This window comes from Halovivax asiaticus JCM 14624 (genome assembly GCF_000337515.1).
Taxonomy (GTDB): domain Archaea; phylum Halobacteriota; class Halobacteria; order Halobacteriales; family Natrialbaceae; genus Halovivax; species Halovivax asiaticus.
Genome location: NZ_AOIQ01000009.1, coordinates 56,663 through 74,548 on the forward strand (window position 1 = coordinate 56,663; position 17,886 = coordinate 74,548).

General features: G+C 66.5%; 18 protein-coding genes. 9 read left to right on the forward strand and 9 right to left on the reverse strand.

The window, feature by feature from the left end; all coding sequences use genetic code 11:
* Positions 1–30 precede the first annotated feature (30 nt).
* The 4 genes from arsB to C479_RS16360 all read right to left on the reverse strand — a co-directional run bounded on the left by arsB (position 31) and on the right by C479_RS16360 (position 2,505).
* On the reverse strand, positions 31–1,275 hold the full coding sequence (gene arsB, locus C479_RS05100; protein WP_007698872.1) for an ACR3 family arsenite efflux transporter: 1,245 nt from the start codon (positions 1,273–1,275) through the stop codon (positions 31–33).
* Positions 1,268–1,735, reverse strand: coding sequence for an arsenate-mycothiol transferase ArsC (locus tag C479_RS05105; protein WP_007698874.1), 468 nt, complete (start codon positions 1,733–1,735; stop codon positions 1,268–1,270). The genes arsB and C479_RS05105 overlap by 8 nt, the downstream gene beginning before the upstream one ends.
* Entirely contained in the window at positions 1,728–2,126 is a 399-nt protein-coding gene (locus C479_RS05110; protein ID WP_049907105.1) for an ArsR/SmtB family transcription factor, read from the reverse strand. The genes C479_RS05105 and C479_RS05110 overlap by 8 nt, the downstream gene beginning before the upstream one ends.
* A gap of 157 nt (positions 2,127–2,283) precedes the next feature.
* Positions 2,284–2,505 (reverse strand): DUF7511 domain-containing protein, encoded by a 222-nt coding sequence (locus C479_RS16360; RefSeq protein WP_007698877.1) that lies wholly within the window; start codon positions 2,503–2,505, stop codon positions 2,284–2,286.
* Between the two features lie 313 nt (positions 2,506–2,818).
* Here C479_RS16360 and C479_RS05120 point away from each other — a divergent pair, with 313 nt between their 5' ends.
* The 5 genes from C479_RS05120 (at position 2,819) to phoU (ending at position 8,939) form a co-directional block, all read left to right on the forward strand.
* Entirely contained in the window at positions 2,819–3,886 is a 1,068-nt protein-coding gene (locus C479_RS05120) for a PstS family phosphate ABC transporter substrate-binding protein (protein WP_007698878.1), read from the forward strand.
* A gap of 93 nt (positions 3,887–3,979) precedes the next feature.
* Positions 3,980–5,089, forward strand: a complete 1,110-nt coding sequence (gene pstC / locus C479_RS05125; protein ID WP_007698879.1) for a phosphate ABC transporter permease subunit PstC — start codon at positions 3,980–3,982, stop codon at positions 5,087–5,089.
* On the forward strand, positions 5,086–7,275 hold the full coding sequence (gene pstA, locus C479_RS17110) for a phosphate ABC transporter permease PstA (RefSeq protein ID WP_007698880.1): 2,190 nt from the start codon (positions 5,086–5,088) through the stop codon (positions 7,273–7,275). The genes pstC and pstA overlap by 4 nt, the downstream gene beginning before the upstream one ends.
* Positions 7,272–8,258: a phosphate ABC transporter ATP-binding protein PstB gene (pstB, locus tag C479_RS05135; RefSeq protein WP_007698881.1), complete on the forward strand. Its 987-nt coding sequence runs from the start codon at positions 7,272–7,274 to the stop codon at positions 8,256–8,258. The genes pstA and pstB overlap by 4 nt, the downstream gene beginning before the upstream one ends.
* 3 nt (positions 8,259–8,261) lie before the next feature.
* Positions 8,262–8,939: a phosphate signaling complex protein PhoU gene (gene phoU, locus C479_RS05140; protein WP_007698882.1), complete on the forward strand. Its 678-nt coding sequence runs from the start codon at positions 8,262–8,264 to the stop codon at positions 8,937–8,939.
* Between the two features lie 10 nt (positions 8,940–8,949).
* Here the strand turns inward: phoU and arcS are convergent, their stop codons facing one another.
* The 5 genes from arcS to C479_RS05165 all read right to left on the reverse strand — a co-directional run bounded on the left by arcS (position 8,950) and on the right by C479_RS05165 (position 14,018).
* The gene (gene arcS, locus C479_RS05145) at positions 8,950–10,719 is read right to left on the reverse strand and encodes an archaeosine synthase subunit alpha (protein ID WP_007698886.1); all 1,770 of its coding nucleotides are present in this window, start codon (positions 10,717–10,719) and stop codon (positions 8,950–8,952) included.
* A gap of 151 nt (positions 10,720–10,870) precedes the next feature.
* The gene (locus C479_RS05150; protein ID WP_007698889.1) at positions 10,871–11,329 is read right to left on the reverse strand and encodes a universal stress protein; all 459 of its coding nucleotides are present in this window, start codon (positions 11,327–11,329) and stop codon (positions 10,871–10,873) included.
* Positions 11,330–11,390: 61 nt separating this feature from the next.
* Positions 11,391–11,819, reverse strand: a complete 429-nt coding sequence (locus C479_RS05155; protein WP_007698892.1) for a hypothetical protein — start codon at positions 11,817–11,819, stop codon at positions 11,391–11,393.
* Positions 11,820–11,918: 99 nt separating this feature from the next.
* Positions 11,919–13,391 (reverse strand): tRNA guanosine(15) transglycosylase TgtA, encoded by a 1,473-nt coding sequence (gene tgtA / locus C479_RS05160; protein ID WP_007698895.1) that lies wholly within the window; start codon positions 13,389–13,391, stop codon positions 11,919–11,921.
* Between the two features lie 72 nt (positions 13,392–13,463).
* Positions 13,464–14,018, reverse strand: coding sequence for an NUDIX hydrolase (locus C479_RS05165; protein ID WP_007698898.1), 555 nt, complete (start codon positions 14,016–14,018; stop codon positions 13,464–13,466).
* A gap of 206 nt (positions 14,019–14,224) precedes the next feature.
* On the opposite strand from C479_RS05165, the gene C479_RS05170 reads away from it, so the two are divergent.
* From C479_RS05170 to C479_RS05185, 4 genes are all read left to right on the forward strand, one after another.
* Entirely contained in the window at positions 14,225–14,500 is a 276-nt protein-coding gene (locus C479_RS05170; protein WP_007698902.1) for a PadR family transcriptional regulator, read from the forward strand.
* Positions 14,501–14,703: 203 nt separating this feature from the next.
* Positions 14,704–16,407, forward strand: a complete 1,704-nt coding sequence (gene pyrG / locus C479_RS05175; RefSeq protein WP_007698906.1) for a glutamine hydrolyzing CTP synthase — start codon at positions 14,704–14,706, stop codon at positions 16,405–16,407.
* The gene (guaA, locus tag C479_RS05180) at positions 16,407–17,324 is read left to right on the forward strand and encodes a glutamine-hydrolyzing GMP synthase (RefSeq protein ID WP_007698907.1); all 918 of its coding nucleotides are present in this window, start codon (positions 16,407–16,409) and stop codon (positions 17,322–17,324) included. Before pyrG ends, guaA begins: the two co-directional genes overlap by 1 nt.
* Positions 17,321–17,671 (forward strand): DUF7126 family protein, encoded by a 351-nt coding sequence (locus C479_RS05185; protein ID WP_007698908.1) that lies wholly within the window; start codon positions 17,321–17,323, stop codon positions 17,669–17,671. The genes guaA and C479_RS05185 overlap by 4 nt, the downstream gene beginning before the upstream one ends.
* Positions 17,672–17,886 lie beyond the last annotated feature (215 nt).

Consider the following 17,886-nt stretch of genomic DNA (forward strand, 5'->3'; position numbering starts at 1 on the left):
TGCGCCACGGCAAGCGATAGCGACGGCAACTCACTCATCACCGCCGGTATCGGCCGGGGAGCCGTCGGCCGATGGCGCACGATCCAGCCGACCGGTCTCGTGGCCGGTCCAGTCGAACCGCCGTTGAAAGTAGATCGCGACGTGGACGAGCGCGAGTAAGACGGGAACCTCGATCAGCGGGCCGACCACGGTCGCGAAGGCGACGCCGGAACTGACGGTGAAGATGGCGACCGCGACGGCGATCGCGAGTTCGAAGTTGTTCGATGCCGCGGTGAAGCCGATCGCGGTCGTCGTCGAGTAGTCCGCGCCGATCGCGTGGCCCATCCCGAAGCTGACGAGGAACATGACGACGAAGTAGATCGTCAGCGGGACGGCGATCCACAGGACGTCCGTCGGCTGGGCGACGATCCGATCGCCCTGCGTAGCGAACATCACGACGATAGTGAACAGGAGTGCAACGAGCGTGAGGGGGCTGATCGACGGCGCGAACGTCTCGTCGTACCACCGCTCGCCCTTCGCGCGGGTTCCGACGTACCGCGAGCCGATGCCTGCTGCAAAGGGAACCCCGAGGAAGACGGCGATCGCTCCGAAGACGTCCCACGGACCAATGTCGAACGTCTCGATGCCGGTGGCCATCGCGTCGAGGCCGAGCTGACCCGGCAGGAAGAGGGCGAAGAACCAGACGTAGACGCCGTAGGTGAGGATCTGGAAGACGCTGTTGAACGCGACGAGGCCGGCGGCGTACTCGCTCGAGCCGTCGGCGAGGTCGTTCCAGACGAGTACCATCGCGATACAGCGCGCCATCCCGATGAAGAGCAGGCCGAGGAAGTACTCGGGGCGGGCGGGGAACCAGGGGACGACGCCGCCGAAGAAGACGACGGCGAGGGCGAACATCAGCGTCGGCCCGATGAGCCAGTTCTGCACGAGGGAAAGCGAGAGGATTCGCCACTGGCTGAACACGCGCGGGAGGCGCGCGTAGTCGACATTCGCGAGCGGCGGGTACATCATCGCGATCAACCCGATCTCGACGAGGTGGAGGTCCTGAATGGGGTCGACCACACCGGGTGCGACGGAGCCGAGTCCCACGCCGACCACCATCGCGGCGACGATCCAGGCGGTGAGGTACTTATCGAGAAAATCCATGGTCCGGGGGTCGCCGCAGTCCGGACAGCCACAGTCCGGGCCGTGGTCGTGCTGGACGGCCGGGTCGGGTCCCCGATCGTGCTGGGCAGCCTGATCCGATCCAGTGCTGTCAGCGGTCGATTCGTCAGTCATCGAGACCGGCCTCCAGTTCGTCGAACAGGGCGCGAACTCGTGAGTCGACGGCGTCTCGGATCCCGCTGACGGTCTCCGGGTCCGCACCGTGGGGATCGGCGAGGTTCCAGTCTCGGGCGTCACCGCGCCAGGTGGCTGGACAGATGCCGTCGACCGAACAGCCCATCGTACAGACCACGTCGCAAGTGGCCAACTCGTCGGGCGTGATCGCCCGAGGCTCGCGGTCCACGGGGTCGAGTCCGACCTCGACCATCGCGTCGGCGACGACCGGGTGGATCGCGTCGGCGGGGTCCGTGCCGCCGGTGACGATCTTGACGGCGTCCAGGCCGCGTCGATCGCGTTCGCGTTCGGCGAAAGCGGTCGCCAGTTGGCTTCGGCCGGCGTTCTGGACGCAGACGAACGCGATCGTAACGGGCGCATCGACGTCCGCGAGGGGGACGGCGTCCGGCCGGTCAGTCATCGATGTTACCTCGCGTCGCATCGAGCGCGGCGACGAGTCGGTCGGCCCGCTCGGTCGGGCGATAGTACCGCCAGGTGCCTTCCTTCCGTCGCGTGACGAGCCCCGCGTCGGTCAGATCCGAGAGGGCGTGACTGATCGCGCTGTCGCTGACGTCGACCAGCGGCGACAGTTCGCAGACGCACAGCTCGTCCGCAGCAGCGACGAGCAGCCGGACGAGGCGGTAGCGAGTGTCGTCGCCGAGCGTCGAGAGCGCCGCGAGGTCGGACGCCGGATCGTCCGGAACGTCCGCAGCGAGTGATTCGAGCGTCTCCAGCCGGGCGGTCACGTCCGCGTCGCAACACTCACCGAGTTCGTCCGCGACGAGTCGGTGCAATCGGTCGGGCTGGGCCATACGAATGATCATCTGAGCAGGTGTTCATATAGATACCGAATCGACCGTCAGCGAGGCAAGTGCAGCAGGAACCAGCCGCGAGAAAGCACCAACAAGAATCGGCAGCGAACGGCAGACAGGACGAACCGAATCCCGGGCCAGTACCGAAGACAGCGACTCACCTGGCCGACTCGAGGTCGACGAACGCGGACTGGTCCGCCGAGAGCCAGGTCGTCAGTTGCTCGGCGGGCTCACACGCCGGTGGAAAGATCGTACACCGATCCGGCGACGACTCGTACCGAACGATCCGATGCTCGAGGGCAATCGAGCGTACCAGCTGTGGACGTCGCACGGCGCCGCGCAGGTGGCGGTCAGACGGGGAGGGGTCGAGATTCGTCATGGTGAGGCGGACACCCGATATGCTTCGGACGCCGAGAAAAACGGTGCTAGTTGTCCTATATGGTGGTATGGATCGAGCGGGAGCAATGTGTTCCACTCGGTCGGGTTCCGACCGGACGGATCGATAGAGACCGAGTCGAGGAGACGGTGATCGATCGTCGCGAGGGCTCCCCAACCGACGGCACCGATAGAGAATATATAGATCACAGTATCGGACCGGACGTCACTGATCGATCAGAGTCCGCGGTAGTACTCAGAGACGACCGTACCACTATTATAAACCGCTTTACAAACGTGCGCTCCGGTATTCGGTGATGGCACACGACTCAGAGCGTCTGAACGGGCTGGTATCGCGGCGTAACTTCGTGGGTGCATCGGCAACTGTTGGGACCGTCGCACTGGCGGGCTGTTTGAGTGAGGTCCTGGGCGACGACTCCGACTCGGGGCCAGCGGACCTGACCGTCGACGGCTCCTCGACCGTCTATCCGATTACCAACGACGCGGACTCGTTATGGAACGGGAATCCACCGGCCGACGACCAGGAGTACTGGGGACCGGGCCAGTACGGTATCGAGACGGACGAAAATCTCGCCGACTACTGGGCGGGGTTGTACGGCTTCGAGGCCACCGAAGAGCGCAGCGTCCCGCCGTTTCCGACGCAGGTGGCGCTCAGCCACTCCGGCACGGGCGTCGAGGCGGTCATCAACGAACGGACCGACATCGGCGACGCCAGTTCGACGGCCGAATCGATCCTCGGGTCCGACCACGAGGAACTGGACAAGATCGTCGATCACGTCGTCGGCGTCGACGGCCAGCCGATCGTCGTGAGTCGAGAGATTCGCGACGCCGGCGTGACGCAGGTCACCGGGGACGAACTCCGGGCGATCTACAAGAAGGAGATAACCAACTGGAGCGAGCTCGGCGGCCCCGACAAGGATATCTACGCGGTCGGTCGGTCGGAGGACTCGGGCACCGACACGGCGTTCCGGCAGAACCTCTACGGCGACCCCGACGCACCCATCGACCCCGACACCCGGAAGGGACAGAACCAGCAGGTCGCGACCCTCGTCGAGCAAAACGACAACGCCATCGCCTACATCGCGCTCGCGTTCGTCGAACCCGACGGCGCCACGCCGCCCATCGGCCTCGAGCTCGACGGGACGCTCTACGAGTACGGCACGAACCTCGGCGCGAAGGAGTACCCACTCAGCCGTGACCTCCACTGTTACACCTACGACGGGACCGACAAGCGCGAGAGCGCATTCCTCAACATGATTCTCTCGGACTTCGGACAGCAGAACTTCGTCGAGCCGAACAACTACTTCAAACTTCCACCGGAACGCCGCGAGGAAGAGCGAGCGAAACTCGCCGATCAGGCGTAAGCACATGACTGGCCGGCAGGCGTACTCACCTGACTCGCCGACCCCTCCATCTTCAGGCGGCCGAGTCGGGGTCGCTGTACGACGAGATCCATAATGAGTAACAGACACACACGACTCTCACGAGCAATACCGGCCGTTTCGCGCCGGACGAACGCGCTGATCCGGACGGTGCGGGACGCCGATCGAATCGCGTTACTCCTCGGAACGGCACAGCTCCTCCTGATCACCGGCGCGTTCGCCGGCTTCCTCTGGCAGTCGACCTGGACGTTGACCCTCCTCTACGGGTTCCTCGTCGCGGTGGGCGTCGGGTGGGTCACCCGGCAGGCGCTGACGGCCCGGCTCGTGACGCTCGCGATGACGGTGACGACGCTGGTGACACTCGCACTGATCGTCGTTTTCCTGGTCCGGGAGGCGCTCCCGGCGTTTCGTCACGCGGGCCTCGGACTCGTGTGGCCAGGCGGTTCGAACGAGTGGAGCGTCGCCCAGGGACAGTTCTCGCTCGTCCCCATGATCTGGGGGACCGCCCTGACGACCGTCGTCGCCATCCTCATCGCCGCGCCGTTCGGCGTCGCCGGGGCGTTGTTCATCAGCGACGTTGCGCCGCCGTGGCTCCGCGAGATCGTCAAACCGGCCGTCGAGCTGCTGGCCGGGATCCCGTCGATCGTGTACGGGTTCATCGGCTTTACCGTCATCAACCCCTACGTCGGCGACCTCCTCTCGATCAATTCCGGTGCGCTGGTCGTCATCGGCGTCGTCATCGGGTTCATGGCGCTGCCGACGGTCGTCTCCGTGGCGGAAGACGCACTCTCGACCGTCCCAGATTCGATGAAGGACGGTTCGATCGCGATGGGCGTCACGGACTGGCAGACGATGACCGGTGTCTCGATCCCGACGGCGTTCTCCGGAATCTCGGCCGCGGTGTTGCTCGGCGTCGGCCGGGCGATCGGGGAGACGATGGCCGCAACCGTCATGATCTCGCACAGTCGCCGACTGCCCGAACCCACGGCATACAACGTGTTCGACAGCACGGAGACGCTCACCACGTTGATCGCCGACAGTTACGGGTCCGCGACGCCCGGATCGCTGTTCTGGAATATGCTGTTCGCCGCCGGCGTCTTCCTGCTCGTGATCGTCACGGGGCTGGGGATCGTCTCCCAGCTGATCGAACGACGGATGCACCGAAAACTGGAGGGAAGCCCATGAGCTCCGGACACGCGTCCGGAATCGTCCACGAAGGCGACGCGGCCGACGAACGCGTCGCCGCGGCCGTCGTGGTCGGGGCACTGGTGATCTTCATCGTCGGCGCCGGAGCGCTCTTCGACTGGATTCCGGCCGATGGGCGTCTCGGAGGCATCTCGACGGCCACCGGCATCGGCGGCGGCGTACTCGCGCTGGGCGTCGCGACCGGTGCGCTGGGCGTCCGTTCTCGGTGGGGAAGCGCACGGACGTCGCCCGATCGCACCACCGGACTCGTCGTCGGATTCGCTCAGGCCGGCCTCTGGCTGGTCACCGTCGGGCTGATCGCCGGAAACACGTTCGGGCTCGAAGGAATCGGCTGGCTCGTCGCCGTGCCGGCGGGTGCGCTCGCCGGCATCGCGACGGTCGCCGCGCGCGAGGACGTGGGAATCACGGTCCCCACGGCCGCGTTCGTGTGTTTCGTCGGCCTCGTCGTTCTCTCGGGGACGATCACGCCCGCGTGGGCCTGGACGCCCGCGGCGTTCGACGCCAGCATCCCGGGGACGGTCGTGATTCCGTTACTCGCGATGGTCGCGAGTTTGCTCTCGGGATGGGCCGGCGCCGCGGCCCACCAGGGGTTCGGCGCGCGCGGCAGGCAGAACGGCGCGTTCATGCTGATCTCGCTCGTCGTCGTGCTCGTCCTCTCCGTCCTCGTCTACCTCGTCGCCTTCGTGTTCGAACGAGGATACGCGGCCGTTCTCGAAAACCTCACCGTCGGCGCCGGCACGGTGGGACTGCTCCTTTCGACCGGACTCGTCCTCCTCATCACGTTCGGGCGGGTCCGACCACGAACGGCGCACGGCACCGATCGGATCGTCGCGTTCGTCAACCTGGCCGCGGCGATCGCGCTCGGGCTCGTCGGAAGCTGGCTCGGCTACGCGATCGTGACCGGCAGCACGCTCGCCAGCGGGGCGGTCACGATCGAGCCGACCGCGACCGTCGGTTCGCTCCCCGGACTCCTCGCCGGCGCGGCGTTGCTCGCCGCGCTTCGAGTGACGGACACGTCGTGGCATCCGGCGACGGCCGCTGGCGAGCGCGTCGCCAAGGCTCTCCGGATCGGGACGGGCGCCCTGTGTCTGGTCGGCTTCGCCGAAGTGCTCGTGGGACTCCCGTTCACCGTCGGCGGCGTCGCGATCGTCTCGCTGATGGCAGCGCTGGGCTGCCTCCTCGCCGCCGGGCTAGCGCTCCCGAGAGTCGCGGCATCACTCTCGGAGACGGTCGACGTACCCGCGTGGACGCCGCCGCTCTCGCGATCGACGACCGTGGCACTCGTCGCGTTCACGGTCGCGTGTCTCCACGTCGTCGTCACCGGCCTCCCCATCGACTGGGGACCGACCGGCGTCGTCGCCGGCGGGGCGATCGACTGGCCGTTCGTGATGAACCCGTCGAAGGGGCTCGGGATTCAGAAAGGAGTGATGCCGGCGCTGTTCGGGACGGTCTGGATCGTCCTCGGGGCGGTCGTCTTCGCGGTCCCTCTGGCCGTCGGCGCCGCCGTCTACCTCACCGAGTACGCCGAGAACAGCGTCTTCACCAGCGCGGTGGACGTCGCGACGAACGGCCTCTGGAGCACGCCGAGCATCGTCTTCGGCCTGTTCGGGCTCGCGTTCCTGGTCCCGCGATTCGGCGGCGGCCCCTCGATATTCGCGGCGCAGTTCGTCCTCGGCTTCATGCTGCTCCCGCTGGTCCTCATCACGAGCCGGGAGGCGATGAAGAGCGTCCCCGACGAGTACCGGGACGCGAGCGCCGCCCTCGGCGTCTCGAAGTGGCAGACGATCAGAAGCGTGGTGATTCCCGCCGCGATACCGGGGGTCACCACCGGGATCATCCTCGGTGTCGGCCGAATCGCCGGCGAGACGGCGCCACTCTTGCTCGTCCTCAACGGACCGGTGTCTCCGACTTCTTCGCCGGGGATCCTCTCTAGCTTCACGGTCGAACTGGGGTCCCAGCCGCCGTTCGTTCACGTCACCAACCCCGCGCTGTTAGAGCGAGCGAGCGCCCTCCCGTACCAACTGTACGCGATCATCACCGCCGGCGTCGATGCCGAGGAGTCTTTCGGCTGGGGGACGACGCTCGTCCTCCTCGGGGTCGTCCTCGCGTTCTTCGCGATGGGGATCCTCACCCGCCGATACTTCAGGAGGAAACTGTACCAATGACCGAATCACGCACGACACCCGCGACAGCGGGCGAGGCGGATGCACAGAGCGGCGAATCTATCGGCGACGGGAGAACCGGGCGCGTCGAAGGCACCACCCCCGAACCGGTCGGCGACGACGGCCGCGAAACGACCGCCGGGGAAAGCGCCGAACGGCCGCGCGAAACCTGGCGCGAACACACGTTCGAGGGTGAGGCGATCCTCTCGGTCGACGATCTGAACGTCTGGTACGGCGACGATCACGCGTTGCGAGACATCTCGATCGACATTCCACGGGAGAGTGTGACCGCACTCATCGGGCCGTCGGGCTGTGGCAAGTCGACGTTTCTCCGGTGTCTCAACCGAATGAACGACCGGATCAGGGCCGCACGCGTCGAGGGAACGGTGTCGTACGACGGGCAGGACATCTACGCCGACGAGGTCGACCTCGTCGAACTGCGCAAACGCATCGGGATGGTGTTCCAGCAGCCGAATCCGTTCCCGAAGTCGATCCGCGACAACGTCGCCTACGCCCCGCGAAAACACGGTGATATCGAACGCGGGCTGCTTCCGAAACTGCTCGGTCGCGACGACACGGACTCGGAGGACGAACTGGTCGAGCGATGTCTCCGAGACGCCGCCCTCTGGGACGAGGTCGCGGATCGGCTCGACGACAACGCCCTTGGGCTCTCGGGCGGCCAGCAACAGCGCCTGTGTATCGCTCGCTGTCTCGCGGTCGACCCGGAGATCATCCTCATGGACGAACCCGCGTCCGCGCTCGACCCGATCGCCACCGCGAAGATCGAGGAGCTCATCGACGAGCTCGCCGAGGACTACACCGTCGTCATCGTCACGCACAACATGCAACAGGCCGCGCGAATCTCCGACCAGACGGCGGTGTTCCTGACCGGCGGCGAGCTCGTGGAGTACGGCGCCACCGAACAGGTGTTCGAGAACCCACAGAGCCAACGCGTCGAGGAGTACATCACGGGGAAGTTCGGGTAGATCATGGCACGACACGAATACCAGGCCGCCCTCGAGGAGCTCCGAACGGACGTCGCAGCGCTCGGCGACGACGTCCTCGCACAACTCGACCGGAGCTTGCACGCGCTCGAGCACGACGAGACGGCCGCCGCGAACGGCGTCATCGAGGGCGACGCCGAGATCAACGATCGCTACCTCGAGCTCGAAGCGGCGTGCATCGATCTGATCGCACTGCAGCAGCCGGTCGCGAGCGATCTCCGCTTCGTCGTCGCCTCGTTCAAGATCCTCACCGACATCGAGCGGATCGGCGACCTGGCGACGAACCTGGCCGGCTACGCGATCGGAACGGACGGCGAAGCGATCGCGGACGTCACCCTGTTCGAGATCGGCGCCGCGGCGCACGACCTGGTCGAGGACGCGCTCGCAGCGTACGAGACCGGCGACGCGGACGCGTGCCACCGGATCGCCGAACGCGATGACGAGATCGATTCGCGCTGTCACCGAGCCAGCGAGCGCGTCGTCCGCGACCTCATCGAGCAGGAAGCGGGTGCCGTCGATCCCTGGGAGGTCGAAGCGGCGATCGACGACGTCTCGAGCGTGTTACTGACGATACGCGATCTCGAACGTGTGGCCGACCACGGTGTCAACATCGCGGCGCGAACGCTATATCTCACGGAAAACGATCCGGCGTTGCTGTACTGAAAAGAGGTTGCTACCGTTCCTCGACGTGACGGACCGCCACGGCCTCGCCGCGGGTGCTCTCAGTCATCTCGCGGCCGAACATCTCCGCGCGACCGACGGCGAACGCCTTCGGTCCCTCGACGATCACCTCGTCGCCGACGCGAATCTCCTCGTCGGCGTCGACGATGCCCGGCGCGAGGACGCTGCCGTGCGGAACGAAGCCGTCGATCTCGACCCGCTTGGTCGGCGCGTCGCTGTCGGCCCACAGTCGCGCGCCCTCGAGGGTGAACGAGAGCGTCCCGTACTGGGGAACCATCGTCGCGAGTTGGGTCTCCTCGCCGTCGCGCACCTGGATCTTAGGATAGCGGCTCGTCGTCCGCAGATCGACGTCCGCGAAGAGGGCGTCGCCGGCCCCATCGCCGAGCAGGTAGTCGGCGATGGCGCGAACGGTGTTGTGCTCGCGCTCGCGTTTCGAGTACTTGAGTTCGCCGTCGAGGGCGCCAGACAGGTTCGAGAGCGATTCGTCGTCGGTCGGGTGGCCGCCCTCGGGGACGGTGTAGGTGACGCGATCGTCGAGGTCGAGTTCGGTCTCGACGCGCTCGACGACGTCGCGATAGCCCTCGTCGGGGACGTGGGCGACGATCTTCGAGTACTCGTTGCGTTCCAGATAGCGACGGAGGACGCTGGCGACGAAGTCGATCTCCTCGGCGCTCCAGCGGCCGGTCACGACGGTGTCGTAGTGCTGGGCCGGATAGGTCGTCTCGAGTTCCTGCGGGACGACGCCGATCGGACTCGTCATCGAGACGAGATGGGCGCGCCACTGGATGGCGTCGTGGAACTGGCCGTGGCTCTGTGATTCGCTGTATGGCTTTCTGGCCGAGCAGGGGACGAGAACGAGCGGATTCTTGAACCGATTCCGGTATCGGCTCGTCACCCGGTCGGCGTAACGCTGGATCTCGGCGCGTCGGAGCGTATCGCTCGTCGTGGCTGCGATGTCGGCCTCCCGGAGGATCGGTGCGCGCTCCTCGACGTAGGTCCACTGGTCGTCGAGTTCGCGCATCGCGGCCGTGAGCCACTGGTCGTGGCGTGCTTGCCCCTCGATGTAGTCCCGCAGCCGGCCCGATCGGATGCGCTGGCGGACGGTCGCGAGTTCCGCGGCGAGGGCGTTCCGATTGTGTTTGGCACAGTCCGCACGCGTGAACGCGTCTCGCGGCCCCTGGCAGGCCGGACAGGCACAGGGCAATTCGTCGAGTTCGTCGAGGAGGTAGTCGCCCTCGGTCGTCAGGTAGCGTCCGCGAGTGCCCTCCGCGGTCGCGCGTGCTGCGTCGACGCCATCGACACCGGCGTACGCGAGCACGGCGACGTTGCGCGGCGTGGCGACACCGGAGCAGATCACGGCCGCGTCCGTCGCGACCGCCTCGCGGACGGCGACGACGGCCGCGGCGAACGCGGCGCCGTGGCCCCGGATCGACTGGGCGTCGGAGACGACGTACGCGTCGGCTCCGTAGTCGACGGGCGACTCGCTCGAGATTACGGCTGCGCTCGGATAGTCGACGTCGGGGTGGGAAGTCGCGAACGAGTCGCGAACCTCGGCCGCCGTCCCGCCCGGAAACGCACGGTGGGGAAGGACGGTGAGTTTCGACGCGTCCCCGTCGGGGAGGTCGCGGTCGGCGCGCCACTCGGAGCCAGCATCCGTGAGGCGGTCGCCCACGAGCGCCGGCGTCGCGCGCGACTCGGCCAGGCGAAGTTCGCCGAGGCGTGCCGCGCCGTCGCGCTCGTGGATCTCGAAGTACTCGGTCATACAACTACTGTGTACGGGAGGCGAAAGAGCGTATCGAAACGGGGAGACCCGACGGGCCGCCCGCGACCCCCGCCGGGCCGCAGATCGGCGAATACGTACAGCCACCCGTTCGCTACCGACTACCGACGTGTTGCGACCGGCCGATACAGCGTTACTCGAGGTCGACCGTGACCTGGCCGTCGAAACCGAGGATGACGGCCTGCGCGACGTTCCCGAAGAGAGCCTTACCCGTCGGCGAGCGCTTTTGGCCAACGATGAAGATGTGATCGCACGCGAGTTCCTCGGCGACCTGCAGGATCTCGTCGGCCAGCGAACCGTCGCCGATCACACGGGGGGCGATCTGGTAATCGACGTCCATGTCGACGATCGTGTCGTTGACGATCTTCTGGGCGGCCCGCTCTAGTCGCTCCTCGGTCGCGTCGATCCCGTAGGTCGCCCCCTCGATCTCCTCTAAGCTCTTTAACGCGTTTCGGTCGTCCTCGTACTCCGTTTCGGTCAGTGTCGAGAGTAAGACGAGTTCCGCATCCGAACCGCTGGCGAACTCGCCCGCCGTTTCAAGCAGTGCTCGGTGCCGATCGGTGTTGGCGACGACGACTAATCCTCGGTTCATGGAGCCACCAACCAACCGGACCATCAAAAATTACGGGGTTCCACACCAGAACGTGGCCGGTTCAGGCCCGCCCGAGAAATCTCGCCGTCGCTGAGGTCTTCCCGCGATTGAACGAGAGAATCGAGATGCGAATCGTGTCCGCCGGATCGACGTCCGACGGGACGTCCGTAACGAACACGACGAACCCCTCGACCTTCGCGACCGCGTGGCGCTCGCCGGAGTGGTGGTGGGAGAACTCCTGGACGCCGACGGTGTACTCCTCACCGACCGACACCGGTGGCTCGCGATTCTGCGCGCGCTCGTGACTCGTTCGGGAGCGGCGAACGTCGCGTCGGACGCGCCACCAGCGCCGAAGGCGGCGGATGGCCACGAACCCGACGATCACCAGTACGACCGCGCCGATTACGCCACCGGCTATCATCGGTTGCTCGAGCGCGGCCTCGATGCCGGCCCCGACGACCTCGCGAACCGTTGCGACCCCTTCGTCCATCGTTCCGAGAAATCGAGCGCTCCCTCTTCGGTGTTTCCACTTCGGACGGACACACGACGCGTACCACCAGCGGGTTGTGCAACAGCCCCGTTGAGCGGACTACGACTCGCCGTCGAACAGAGCCAGTTCGTCGGGCAGCGATTCGATGATCGCCGGCGGCCAGCCACGGTGGGCGAGGCCGAACGACGTCTCGGGGTGGGCGTCGACCAGTCGAGAGACGCCCCTCGCTGCCGCTTCGAGCGCCGCGCGATCGGGTCGCGTCGGCACCTCCGCGGTGAGCGGATAGGTCCGCGAGAGCGCGCTCGGCACCGGGCCGAACGGCGGGACGACGCGCCAGACGTCGTCGTACTCGTCCGACGGCGGATCGGGTCCCTCCGTCAGGAACAGCGCGTCCGGGACCGACAGCCGGTCGAGCCGGTCGTGGTGGCGAACGACCTCGGGGCGGCGAGCGCTCTCGGCGGAGGTGACGAAGAACGTGCCCTTCGAGGACGGGTCCTCGCGTTCGAGCTGATCGGCGTGGGCTAACAGGGCGCGGTAGCCGTCGAGCATGGCCGGGTGGCTGCGGGCGCGCTCGTCGACGAGTTCGAGCAGCGACCCCTCGCGGATCGCCGCCTTGATGCGTCTAATCTCGGCGAAACTGACGTGGAGGTTGTGCGCCGCGAGCGCCGTCTCGCGGCGGTCGTCGGGCAGATCGCGCAGGCCCGCGGCGCCGTGATCGACGCAGATCGGACAGGAACAGGGCAGGTGATCGAGATCGTCGAGGTGGCGAGTGCCGCGGACGGTGAGGTAGCGGTCGTCTCGCGCGTAGATCGCGTAGGCCGCCGAGTCGAACAGGTCACAGCCGAGCGCCGCGGCGAGGGCGAACATCATCGGATGGCCGGCGCCGAAGAGGTGAACCGGCGCGGCGGGGCCGAGGCCGCGTTTCGCCGCCGCGACCGCGTCGACGACGTCGGCGTAGCGGTACTCGTTCAGCAACGGGACGACCGCGCCGATCGGGAAGACGTCGAGGCCGGTTTCGGCGGCGTGTGCGCCCGCCCGCTCCCGGAGGTCGGAGTGGGTCGACCCCTGAACCGGGGCGGAGACGAGCATGTCGCCGGTGTCGATCGAGGCCGCGAGTTCGAGACGCTCCTGCGTGGTTTCGAGTTCGGCTTCGGCCGTCTCGCGGGAGACGCCGGGCTCGGTCGGGATGTCGACCGGCGTCGCGATGTCCGAGCCGATGTCGAACTGGAACTGCAGGATCTCCTCGGTGGTGACGTCGATCTTGCCGTACTCCGCCAGCTGGAACGAGCCGGAGTCGGTCATGATCGCCCCCGGGAAGTCGAGCAGGTCGTGGAGCCCCTCGTCTATCGCGCGCTCGCGATAGTCCTCGGAGCCGTGGAAGATGTAGGCGTTCGTGATGAGCGCCTCGGCGCCGAACTCGTCGGCGAGCCGACGCGGCGCGATCGTGTCCAGGTGCGGGTTGATCACCGGCAGCAGCGTCGGCGTCTCGACCGTGACCCCGGCCCGGGGTACCGTGAGTTCGCCGATCCGGCCGGCGGCGTCCGCAGTCTGGAGTTCGAAGCGCTCACCCATCGCGTTGGGCTTCGTGGCCGCGTCGGTAAACGTTGCGTTCCGGCGGCCGGGAAACCGGCCCCGGGATGGGCGTCAGTCCGCAGGCCCCGCCAGTTCGTAGTACGAAACGGCGAGAACCGGGCGCCCGTCGCGGATCTCGCCGTCGATGACGGCCCGTTTGAGGTCGTCGTACGGGCGCTCACGGGCGCGGATCGTCTCGTCGCGGTCGAGGGACTGATCGACAGTCGGGCGACAGCCCCGGGCGACGAACAGGTGCAGGAGGCTGTCGGCGAGGCCGTTCGCCGGTTCGACGGTACAGAGCGGGTCGATCGTCTCGGCCTCGTACCCGGTCTCCTCGGCGAGTTCGCGGCGGGCGGCAGCCGACAGATCGGCGTCGCTCGATTCGACGCCGCCGACCGGCACGCCGGTGACCCACCGCTCGACGGCCTGACGCCACTCCTGGGTCGTCACGACGGCGCCGTCCGGAGTGAACGGCAAAATCGCCACACTGGGCGGCTCCGAGAGGTAGTCGAAGTCGGTTTCGGTGCCGTCTGGCAGGCGAACGGTCTGCGTAATCACGTCGAAGCCGGGACAGGAGTACGCTACCGATTCGTCGCGGGTTTCCCACCGACGCGGCGGCTCGGGCATGGCAGGCGGTACGATAGGCCCCCACAAAAGCGCCGCGTCCGGCGGGGACGGTCGGTCGCGACCGACGGCCGATTTGCCATCGAACGACGCCGACGGCCGCCGAGAACGGGAAACCCGGCGACGTGGTCGGTTCGGACCCGTTATCAGGACGTACCAGTCACATAACAAAGCCCCAGATTCCGATACAGTCACTCTCAGAGGGAACCATGGATCAGCTCACCGGCTTCCAGCGAGACCTCCTGTACGTCATTACGGGGATGGACCGACCGTCCGGGCAGGACATCCTGGACGACATCAACGACTACGTCGAACAGCCAGTCACTCACGGCCGACTGTACCCGAACCTGGACGCCCTCGTCGAAGAGGACCTCGTCGAGAAGGGCCAGTTAGACCGACGGACGAACTACTACGCGTTGACACCGAAAGGAAAACGTGAACTCGAGCATCGCCAGGAGTGGGTCGAACGGTACGTGGAGCACTGACGGACGACTGTTTCCTTCGCCACGGCGAATCGCACGAAGCGGTGGGGCTGTCGTTCGACGAGCCGGTGGAGCGCCGGGTCGACGCGTCGGAGAGGGCGCGTCGACCCGGGCAACCGATCCGCACGAGCAGGGTTGAGAGTCACCGCCTGTCACGCGCGACGTGGTCCCGAAATCGTTTTCACCCGGACCCGCGCAGAGTCGGTATGCCGACGGAATCGGAAACCGAGTACGATCCCACGCTGGGCCGGAAGTTCATTTTCGTCACGGGCGGCGTGATGTCCGGACTTGGGAAGGGTATCACGGCCGCGAGCACCGGCCGCCTGCTCAAGAACGCCGGATTCGACGTCACCGCCGTGAAGATCGACCCGTATCTGAACGTCGACGCGGGGACGATGAACCCCTTCCAGCACGGGGAAGTGTACGTCCTGGAGGACGGGGGCGAGGTCGACCTCGATCTGGGGAACTACGAGCGGTTCCTCGGGACGCAGATGACCTCGGACCACAACGTCACGACGGGGAAGACCTACCAGCACGTCATCGAGAAGGAACGCGCGGGCGACTACCTGGGCAAGACGGTCCAGATCATCCCCCACATCACGAACGACATCAAGCGCCGCATCCGCGAAGCTGCCGAAGGCACCGACGTCTGTCTCGTCGAGGTCGGCGGCACGGTCGGCGACATCGAGGGGATGCCCTACCTCGAGGCGCTGCGCCAGTTCGCCCACGAGGAACCCGAGGAGAACGTCCTCTTTACGCACGTCACCCTCGTCCCCTACTCGAAAAACGGCGAGCAAAAGACCAAGCCGACCCAGCACTCCGTCAAGGAGGTCCGCTCGATCGGCCTCCAGCCCGACATCATCGTCGGCCGGAGCGAGGATGCGCTCCAGCCGTCGGTGAAGGAGAAGATCGCCCTGTTCTGTGACATCCCCACCGAGGCCGTCTTCTCCAACCCCGACGTCGAGGACGTCTACCACGTCCCCCTCGTCGTCGAGGAGGAAGGACTCGACCAGTACGTACTCGAACGCCTGGAGATCGACGACGAGGCCCTGCCACAGGGCGAGCGCGCGAACGAGTGGCGTGACATCGTCACGACCGAGAAGACGGGCACGATCGACATCGCGCTCGTCGGCAAGTACGACCTCGAAGACGCCTACATGTCGATCCACGAGTCGCTGAAACACGCCGGCTTCGAACTCGGCGTCGACATCGAGACCCACTGGGTCGACGCCGACGAGATGGCCGACAAACACCGAGAGCGACTGCGCCAGGCCGACGGCGTCATCGTCCCCGGCGGCTTCGGCATGCGCGGCACCGAGGGCAAGATCGAAGCCGTCAGGTACGCCCGCGAGAACGACGTCCCGTTCCTCGGACTCTGTCTGGGCTTCCAGATGGCCGTCGTCGAGTACGCGCGCAACGTCCTAGGCTACGAGGACGCTCACTCCGCCGAGATGAACGAGGAGACCCCGCACCCGGTCATCGACATCCTGCCCGAGCAGTACGAAGTCGAGAACATGGGCGGCACGATGCGCCTGGGCGAGCACACGACGGTTATCGAACCCGAAACCCTCGCCTACGACCTCTACGGCGACACTTCCTGCTCCGAACGCCACCGCCACCGCTACGAGGTCAACCCCGAGTACTTCGAAGACTTCGCCGACGAACCCATGATCTTCTCGGGCACCGCCGGCAACCGGATGGAGATCCTCGAACTCGACGATCACCCGTTCTTCTTCGGGACGCAGTTCCACCCCGAGTACAGTTCGCGACCGGACGACCCGAGCCCGCCGTTCGTCGGCCTCGTCGAGGCCATCCTCGAGGAGACCGACGTCGACAGCCGGGAGACCGGATCGGCGGGCGACGATACCGACGACCGTACCGATACTCCCGACACGGAGGTGACCGCCTGATGGTCGACGTCGACTCCTTCGTTCCGGAGGCGATCGACGAGATCGGCGACGAGATCGGCGATGAGAACGCCGTCATCGCCCTCTCTGGCGGCGTCGACTCCTCGGTCGCCGCGGCGCTCGCCTACGAGGCCGTGGGCGCGCAACTTACGCCCGTTTACGTCGACACCGGCCTGATGCGCAAGGGCGAGACCGACCAGATCCGCGAGACCTTCGACTACATGGAGAGCCTCCGGATCGTCGACGCCAAAGACCGCTTCCTCTCGAAACTGTCCGGCGTCACCGATCCCGAGGCAAAGCGAGCCGTGATCGGCGAACAGTTCATCCGCGAGTTCGAGCGCGAGGCGAAATCGGCCGACGCGGACTACCTCGTCCAGGGGACGATCTACCCCGACCGCATCGAGAGCGAGGGCGGGATCAAGTCCCACCACAACGTCGGCGGCCTCCCGGACGTCGTCGACTTCGACGGCATCGTCGAACCGGTGCGCGACCTCTACAAGGACGAGGTTCGCGAGGTGGCCCGCCACCTCGATCTCGACGAACTCGTCGCCGAGCGGATGCCGTTCCCCGGACCCGGACTCGCCGTCCGGGTGATCGGCGAGGTCACCGAAGAGAAACTCGACGTGGCCCGCGAAGCCTGTCACGTCGTCGAGGACGAACTCGAGGAGTACGACCCCTGGCAGGCCCTCGCCGCCGTCATCGGCAAGGCGACCGGCGTGAAGGGAGACAACCGCGTCCACGGCTGGGTCGTCTCGGTTCGGTCGGTCGAGTCTCGCGATGGCATGACCGCCCGCGCCCAGGAGATCGACTGGGAGACCCTCCAGCGCATCCAGTCACGAATCACCGGCGCGAACGAGAACGTCGCCCGCGTCGTCTACGACGTCACGCACAAACCACCGGCGACGATCGAGTACGAATGAGCGCCGACCGCGAGGCGCCGGTCGCAATCGTTTCCGGCCCCGACGAGGACGACATTGCCACCGCACTGGAAGCCGAAGGGCAGTCGGTCCGACGAATCAGCGACGTCGCGACCCGACCGGCGCTCGAGTCGGCCGGCGTGCACGAGGCGTCGCTGTTCGTCCTCACGGACGCCGCCGACGCGACCGCCGTTCCCATCGTTCGCGACCTGACCGACGAGATTCGGATCGTCAGCTACACACGCGATTCGCTTCCCGAGTTCGTCAGCGGTCAGCTCGATCTGGCCGTCGATCCGCAGCTGCTGGACGCCGCGATCGTCGCCGACGAACTGACGACGACCGACGACTGACCGGTCCGCCTCCGTTCGGCACCGATCGCAGTAATCGACCGTTCTCCCCGGCGAGGGGGCCGATTTAACCGAATTAAATCCAGTTCAATCCCGGTTGAGTATCCGCAATCGCGCTGGACGGTCGGTTGCCTTGAAGGGGGAACCGACCATCGAAGTGATTGGAGGCAGCGGGCACCGACAACGAATCTACGTTCGATACCCGTGGCTTCCAGCAT

Bases quoted from the DNA above. Each gene is read 5' to 3' on its own strand.
- pstB (WP_007698881.1), top strand. From the start codon at position 7,272: ATGACCGAATCACGCACGACACCCGCGACAGCGGGCGAGGCGGATGCA.
- pstA (WP_007698880.1), top strand. From the start codon at position 5,086: ATGAGCTCCGGACACGCGTCCGGAATCGTCCACGAAGGCGACGCGGCC.
- tgtA (WP_007698895.1), bottom strand. From the start codon at position 13,391: ATGGGTGAGCGCTTCGAACTCCAGACTGCGGACGCCGCCGGCCGGATC.
- pyrG (WP_007698906.1), top strand. From the start codon at position 14,704: ATGCCGACGGAATCGGAAACCGAGTACGATCCCACGCTGGGCCGGAAG.
- C479_RS05185 (WP_007698908.1), top strand. From the start codon at position 17,321: ATGAGCGCCGACCGCGAGGCGCCGGTCGCAATCGTTTCCGGCCCCGAC.
- C479_RS05120 (WP_007698878.1), top strand. From the start codon at position 2,819: ATGGCACACGACTCAGAGCGTCTGAACGGGCTGGTATCGCGGCGTAAC.
- arcS (WP_007698886.1), bottom strand. From the start codon at position 10,719: ATGACCGAGTACTTCGAGATCCACGAGCGCGACGGCGCGGCACGCCTC.
- C479_RS05165 (WP_007698898.1), bottom strand. From the start codon at position 14,018: ATGCCCGAGCCGCCGCGTCGGTGGGAAACCCGCGACGAATCGGTAGCG.
- C479_RS16360 (WP_007698877.1), bottom strand. From the start codon at position 2,505: ATGACGAATCTCGACCCCTCCCCGTCTGACCGCCACCTGCGCGGCGCC.
- pstC (WP_007698879.1), top strand. From the start codon at position 3,980: ATGAGTAACAGACACACACGACTCTCACGAGCAATACCGGCCGTTTCG.
- guaA (WP_007698907.1), top strand. From the start codon at position 16,407: ATGGTCGACGTCGACTCCTTCGTTCCGGAGGCGATCGACGAGATCGGC.
- C479_RS05170 (WP_007698902.1), top strand. From the start codon at position 14,225: ATGGATCAGCTCACCGGCTTCCAGCGAGACCTCCTGTACGTCATTACG.
- C479_RS05105 (WP_007698874.1), bottom strand. From the start codon at position 1,735: ATGACTGACCGGCCGGACGCCGTCCCCCTCGCGGACGTCGATGCGCCC.
- phoU (WP_007698882.1), top strand. From the start codon at position 8,262: ATGGCACGACACGAATACCAGGCCGCCCTCGAGGAGCTCCGAACGGAC.
- C479_RS05155 (WP_007698892.1), bottom strand. From the start codon at position 11,819: ATGGACGAAGGGGTCGCAACGGTTCGCGAGGTCGTCGGGGCCGGCATC.
- arsB (WP_007698872.1), bottom strand. From the start codon at position 1,275: ATGACTGACGAATCGACCGCTGACAGCACTGGATCGGATCAGGCTGCC.
- C479_RS05110 (WP_049907105.1), bottom strand. From the start codon at position 2,126: ATGGCCCAGCCCGACCGATTGCACCGACTCGTCGCGGACGAACTCGGT.
- C479_RS05150 (WP_007698889.1), bottom strand. From the start codon at position 11,329: ATGAACCGAGGATTAGTCGTCGTCGCCAACACCGATCGGCACCGAGCA.